The organism is Terriglobus sp. YAF25 (assembly GCF_052113305.1).
Taxonomy (GTDB): Bacteria; Acidobacteriota; Terriglobia; order Terriglobales; family Acidobacteriaceae; genus Terriglobus.
The window spans coordinates 1-5,940 of the sequence record NZ_JBFRCY010000600.1 but is presented as its reverse complement, the minus strand read 5'-3'; the positions used below and the strand labels follow the sequence as shown (position 1 = coordinate 5,940).

Here is a 5,940-nt window from a genome sequence, read left to right as displayed (position 1 = left end):
GGCTCGTAGTTGTGCGGTGTATACGGTCCGCTGGGAGTAGAGAAGGTTGTCGGCACGTCCAGAACATGGTCCGTTGGCTTGGTGCCGGCTTCCACCGCTGCGGTATAGACATAGGGCTTGAACGAAGAACCCACCTGGCGCTCCGCCTGAGTCGCACGATTGAACTGCGACAAGGAGAAGTCGCGGCCGCCAACCATGGCCAGCACTTCGCCGTTCGAGTTGTCCATCGCCATCAGAGAAGCCTGTGCTCCGGAATCCTGTTCCAGCGCAGCATGGATTCCCTTCTCCCCTTCGGCGGCCAGGATGCGGACATAAGCGATATCGCCCTTCTTCAGCAGGGCGTCGCCGGTCTTCAGCTGCGTCCATGCCCAGTCCGCGGGCTCGATATAGGCTTCGCGCTGGCCGATTCGTACACGAATCTCCTTCTCGCTCACATCCGTTACCAGAGCATGGAAGTACGTATCCTTCTCGATGGGCATGGTCCAGTCGGGATGCACATAGGCTGCTGGATCCTGGCCGGCAAGAATGATGTTCTGTACACGGTTCTTCCAACCATGGCGGCGTTCATAGGCAGCCGCACCGTTTAGCACCGCGTGGTTGGCAGCCACCTGCAGGTCGTAATCGAGCGTTGTGTAGATGCGCAGGCCGGCACCGTGCACCTCTTCCGCTCCGAACTGCTGTTCGAGCTGGCGGCGGACCTCTTCCACAAAGTATGGAGCGACCGAGTTTGCGGGAGGCTCAATCTTCAGACCCAGCGGAGCCGCCTTGGCCCGAGCCTCTTCGGCCTCGGTAATCCATCCATCCTGCTGCATCTCGCTCAGCACCAGGTTGCGGCGTTTCAGCGCACGGTCAGGATGCCGCACCGGCGAGTAATACTCCGGCCCTTTGGGCAGAGCAGCCAGCAACGCTGCCTCGGAATCGGCGGGAACTCGCTGTATGACACAACCACACGCCGCTCCAGCGAGAAGGAGCCAAACTGCTTCCCGTGAATGTCGTAGAGTTCCGTCGTGGTGTTGGGACGATACCGCTCGAGGTCCTGCATCTGCGGCAGGTCAACGGAATAGACCAGCATCAAGCCGCAGAGAGAGCCGAAGAGGGCGGAGATCCCCAGCAGACCGATAAAGGCGCCGCGTCGCATCACAGCGCGCGTGCGCGCGGCGACACGACGCGTCCGCAGGTTAGGACGATGTGTCTGCCGCGGGTCTTCAGTAAAGATGGAGTTCACGGACGTAGCACTGCCTATGGAAGATCATCCCATAGATCCTGGGATGCGGCCCGTGATACTAGGGCGGGCTTATTCTTTTCGCCTAGGCGGCTTTGTTCTTCCCGCTTAAGCGGCTTTGTTCTTCAGGATCTCCAGCGCCTTCGAGAGCTGATCGTCCACTTGGTCCTTGCGAGCTGCAGGAGCCGCATTGTCGTCCTCACCATCATCGATGGCTCCGGCGACCAGGACACCGGGAGTCACTCCGTCATCCTCAATCTTCTTCCCTGCGGGCGTGGCGTACTTGGCCACGGAGAGGATGAGAGCGCCGCCGTCCGGCAGGTCAAAGGTCTTTTGCTGGCTGCCGATGCCGAAAGTCTTCTCACCTACGACCTCAGCACGCTTATTATCCTGCAGCGCAGCCGCTACCAGCTCGGCCGCACCAGCAGTACCACGGTTGACCAGAACCACCACAGGAGCCTTCTCGGCGACCGTCTTCGAAGGATCAGCCGTCACGGTCTGCTTGGCGAACTTCTGCCCCTCCAGCACGCTGATAGTTCCGGACTTCAGCAACATATTCGCCAGGCGCTGCGCCTCGGCCATATCGCCGTCGGCAACATTGCGCAAATCCAGGAGCAGCTTCTTGTTGCCACCCTTGTTCAGTCCCTTCAGCTTGCCTTCGATCTGCGAGACATGATCACGGTCCAGGATGCCGGGCTTGAGGTACAGAATGGTCGAGTTCTCGTAAAGGGTCTCCGCAACCGGAGCCAGCGGCGTCATGGCGCGGGTCAGATCAACCTTGTCCGGAGCCGCCTTGCGAGGACGGACCACAGCGATGGTCACGGTCGTGCCGGGCTCACCGCGCAACATCATCTCGATGGAAGCCAGCGAGAGGTCGTGGGTCGACTTGTCGCTAATGGACTCGATGATGTCGCCGTCGTTCAGATTGGCCTTGTCCGCAGGGCTGTTCGGCACCACGCTGACGATAGTGGCATAGCCATAGCGCTTGGAGACGTTGATTCCAACCTGGGCCTTGCCTCCCTTCAATGTCTTGTAGGACTTGTTCTCCTCCGGCGAGAGGTAGCCGGACTCCGAATCGAGCGACTCCGCCAGTCCACGCAGCGCACCGTTGGTCACGGACGGAATGTTCGGCTCTTCCACATAGTCGGACTGAATATGGCTCAGAACTTCGCTGTAAACATTGATCTGCCGGTAAGCGTTCTCCTGCGGGTCGCTGGCCGCGCTTACGCCAGTGGCGTTAGCACCCAGAAAAACAGTCAGCACCAGTGCGACTGAAGCAAGGAGGAGCAAAATCTTAGGGATACGGGGCATCAGGGAACCTTCTCCGGCAAAAACGATACGAGCTGACCGCGCGCTTGGCTTTTAGACGCGGCGGGGTAGAAATAGCATACTCCCGCTTGGTGGCCGTGCGGAAACCAGAATTTTGCCCATCCGACCTACTGGATGGTTTAAGATTTACGACGCAAGTTGCTGGAAATAATAGGCTTGCTACTCTCGACAGCCCAAAATGGAATCCACCAATATCTTGAGCGGGTAAAGGACACGGCGTACGCGATCCATTGGCTATCTCGAACTTATCGATTACGTTTTAATGTTCGCGCCAGATGCGGACGGCCTTTACATCTTTCATCTCGCGGTGAAGCCGGGCGAGATCCCGAAGGCACTCCGCCTCTTCCTCGCTGGAAGAAAAGCTCTCTGCCTCGGCTTCAAGCAGTGAGGCACTATATTCCCCCACCGTCATTCGTATCTCGTACTCGGCCGCCATCCACGTAAGGTAAATGCAGGCCAGCGTTATCGAGAGGTCGTTGCATAGAAGGCGGCAGCGAGGCTGCGGTGATCACCTCACCATGAGGGGTCCACATCTCTACATGGTCAAATCGCTGATGGCATTGGGGGCACTCCTTCGGCATGYTGCCGGCACTGTAACCGCACTCACATGTAAGCACCTGAACGGAGCCTGCGAATTCGATTGTCAGTTTTGCCATGAGCCCACCTCCACCGGGTTCTTTATTATGCACCCCGAGGACCAAACAACATTGAATTTATGTGAAAAGGATAAGTTTCACCTTAGTACGGCGGACTCGCTTCCCTTCTCCACCGAAGTGAGATAACTAATCGAGATGGAAGATTTCCACAAGAGGGCGCATCGCGTCATCCGCCTTGCCGTCTGTCTCAAAGAACGGCAGCATCTCAACCTGCCAGCGCTCGTTCACCTCAAAGGCCTTCATCCCTTCTACGGCCTTTCCGAAGTCTTCGACTTCAACATAGCCGATCAGGGTTGCTCCCGGTCCAAGGAAGAGTGAGTAATTCTTCCATCCCGTTGCGCGCAGAGCATCCTGCATCTCCGGCCAGACATGCTTGTGCCGCTCAACATACTCGTCCAACCTATCGGCGCGAAGCTTCAGTGTGAAACAGACTCGCTGCATTTACTTAAGTCACCTTCTCGTAATCGTCAGGGCTCGAGACCTGACGAGGCAAATTGTATCTTGCGGGCGGCTATCCCCTCTGCAGAGGCAGCCGCCCGAGATGACTTACTGCACAGTGATGACAGCAACCTCGAAGGGCTCTAGAGAAACCACATTGCCTTGCGGCTTTCCGGTCGCAGCCTCGTGATCGCCGGTTGACGGAGCCGTGTAGGTGATCGACTGCACTAACGTTCCCGCAGGAAGTTCGACACTCGTTGCCTTCTGACGCTTATTGACCAGCAGGACCTTTTTGCCGGCCGATGTCTGGATCGCCTGAATGGCAATATCGCTGTTTCCTCCCGAGGTTTCTATAAAGCGGTCACCTGGACCGAAGTTATCTTTGAGCAGCTTGAGTGTCCAGAAACGGGCATTTGGTTCCGAGGTGTTGTAGTTCATCATCGACACACTTGGAAACTGCGTCGGATATCCCACCAGTTGAGACTCCCCAACAACGTCAACCCCTAACTTGACTGCCTCAATGTAAAGGTAGGCATACATCGCGCTTGTCAGATTCCAATACAGCGCCGGCTCCTCCGGTGTCTTCTTGCCATGATTGCTGTCATCATCTTCCGGCAGAATGGCTCCCAGTTCGTCCCAATCTGTCTTGGTGCCAGGCGAAAGCTCGTGCTTGATCTGCTCCACATACCTCGCGATATTCAGGAAGCCGTCAGCCTGGTCAAAGAAGGTGTACTGCATCGCCTCGAAGGGTTCTCCCTTGGATGGCGAGGCATAAAAGTGATAGCTCAGGAAATCGATCGGTGTTCCAGGCGCGTGATTCTTTGGATCGAGAAAGTAGCGAAACATCTCTCCGTGCTTCGCTGGGATCGCCGACGCACATGCGACAAATTTCAGGTCCGGATCGACCTTTCGCATCGCCGTAGTCACAACATCGAAGAAGCGGGTGTACTCCTGCGGCGTCCAGTGATGTTCAAAGTCAATCTCGTTGAGCAACTCCCAGTACGCGAACTTATAGTGATGGTCGCTCTTGTGGAACTTCCCATTCTCATCGGTAAAGCCGCCCTTCTCATACCAGGAGAGCAGACGCACATAATAATCAGCCGCCTCTTTATAGGTGGGGTCGTTGATCTCGGTGCCCCGCGTATAGGTCCAGTAGACCTGATTCGGATCGGCAGGGTATGTCACCGGCTTGTCTGTCTTCCATAGCCAGGCTGGCATGGTGCTGAAGTTCATGATGACCGAATGCCCCGCCGTTGCCTTCATCAGGTCTTCCACCATTGGGTCGATCAGGGAGAAATCCCACGAGGTCTTCTCTTTCGTCGGCGGCTCGAGCTCTGCGACGGCAAGCTTCGGATACGGCAGCCACGGGACATAGCGGACGTAGTCCGCGCCGATCGTAGCGATTGCTTTGAAGCTGCCATCGTGCATCTTTGCCCCTCGCTCCAGCATGGGGTTCACCACAACCTGGTATGCGGGGGTGGCATTCGATGTGACGGCGGTCTTCGTCCAGTCAACCTTGATGCCGGAGACCGTAGCCTGTTGAGCGTGCAGCAGGCCCCAGCCAAAGACAGTTGTCAGGGCGACGGCCGCAAGAGTGTTCTTCATGATTCCTCCAGTCCAGACATCTCGTTGTTAAGGAAACTCACTAACAGACCTGATGAAAACCAAGGTTCATCAGAGCTGCAATCTTTCTAAGCTGATCTCCCAAATGACCGACACCGATCGCACAGTGATGTGCCGGTCCCTGGGCATTCCACGCCTCAGAAAATCGGTGGGCGCCAATCGGGAATCGGTAACGGCTGTTGGTGTTGCCGATCTCGAGAATCGGGCCGGGCACACTCTCGCCTTCCGCGACCAGAAGACGAAAGCCATGCTGCTTGTCCTCAACCACAGAGAGCAGCGTGACCGGCCCGTGCTTCACCGCCATCTCTACGGAGAGACCGCGCCCCACCTTGCCGTGGTACACGGGTAACGGGCGCACACGGATCTTTTCCTGAGCAATGCGTGGATGCCCCGGGCCATCATGCCCCATCAGAACAAGATCGTCAGTGAAGTCCATGGCGTAGTACTCGGTAAATGATCCTCCGGCGCCAAGCTCATCCAGAATCTTCATGGCGAGGACGTTCTTCACCTCGTACTCACCGGCAACAGGCACACCTCTCCCTGTCAGCATCGACGTGCCAAGAATGATGGAGCTCATGGTGTTCTCGTTTTCGGGTATTCCGGAACCGCTGTAGTAGTACGCCAGCATGTCGATTCCCTTGCGGCGCACAAGCTGATCCAGCGCGGCTGCGG

General features: G+C 57.0%; 6 protein-coding genes and 1 pseudogene. All 7 read right to left on the bottom strand.

Annotation, left to right across the window (positions count from 1 at the left end; translation table 11 throughout):
* Positions 1-905: penicillin-binding transpeptidase domain-containing protein (locus AB4043_RS20855; RefSeq protein ID WP_442307967.1), on the bottom strand; the 905-nt coding region annotated here is incomplete at its 3' end.
* Complete coding sequence (locus tag AB4043_RS20850) at positions 839-1,225, bottom strand: hypothetical protein (protein ID WP_442307966.1); 387 nt, start codon at positions 1,223-1,225, stop codon at positions 839-841. The genes AB4043_RS20855 and AB4043_RS20850, both read right to left, overlap by 67 nt.
* Before the next feature lie 105 nt (positions 1,226-1,330).
* A complete protein-coding gene (locus tag AB4043_RS20845; RefSeq protein WP_442300015.1) occupies positions 1,331-2,533 on the bottom strand; it encodes a S41 family peptidase in 1,203 nt (400 codons plus the stop codon).
* Positions 2,534-2,810: 277 nt separating this feature from the next.
* A complete protein-coding gene (locus AB4043_RS20840; RefSeq protein WP_442307965.1) occupies positions 2,811-2,963 on the bottom strand; it encodes a hypothetical protein in 153 nt (50 codons plus the stop codon).
* Positions 2,964-3,333: 370 nt separating this feature from the next.
* The gene (locus AB4043_RS20835) at positions 3,334-3,648 is read right to left on the bottom strand and encodes an L-rhamnose mutarotase (protein WP_442300018.1); all 315 of its coding nucleotides are present in this window, start codon (positions 3,646-3,648) and stop codon (positions 3,334-3,336) included.
* 105 nt (positions 3,649-3,753) lie between these two features.
* Complete coding sequence (locus AB4043_RS20830; protein ID WP_442300019.1) at positions 3,754-5,250, bottom strand: GH39 family glycosyl hydrolase; 1,497 nt, start codon at positions 5,248-5,250, stop codon at positions 3,754-3,756.
* Between the two features lie 40 nt (positions 5,251-5,290).
* A pseudogene (locus AB4043_RS20825) lies at positions 5,291-5,940 on the bottom strand (arabinose isomerase); the annotation flags it as partial.

What these genes read in the sequence shown, in the direction of transcription:
- AB4043_RS20845 (WP_442300015.1), bottom strand. Translation starts at nt 2,533, where the DNA reads ATGCCCCGTATCCCTAAGATTTTGCTCCTCCTTGCTTCAGTCGCACTG.
- AB4043_RS20840 (WP_442307965.1), bottom strand. Translation starts at nt 2,963, where the DNA reads ATGACGGTGGGGGAATATAGTGCCTCACTGCTTGAAGCCGAGGCAGAG.
- AB4043_RS20835 (WP_442300018.1), bottom strand. Translation starts at nt 3,648, where the DNA reads ATGCAGCGAGTCTGTTTCACACTGAAGCTTCGCGCCGATAGGTTGGAC.
- AB4043_RS20830 (WP_442300019.1), bottom strand. Translation starts at nt 5,250, where the DNA reads ATGAAGAACACTCTTGCGGCCGTCGCCCTGACAACTGTCTTTGGCTGG.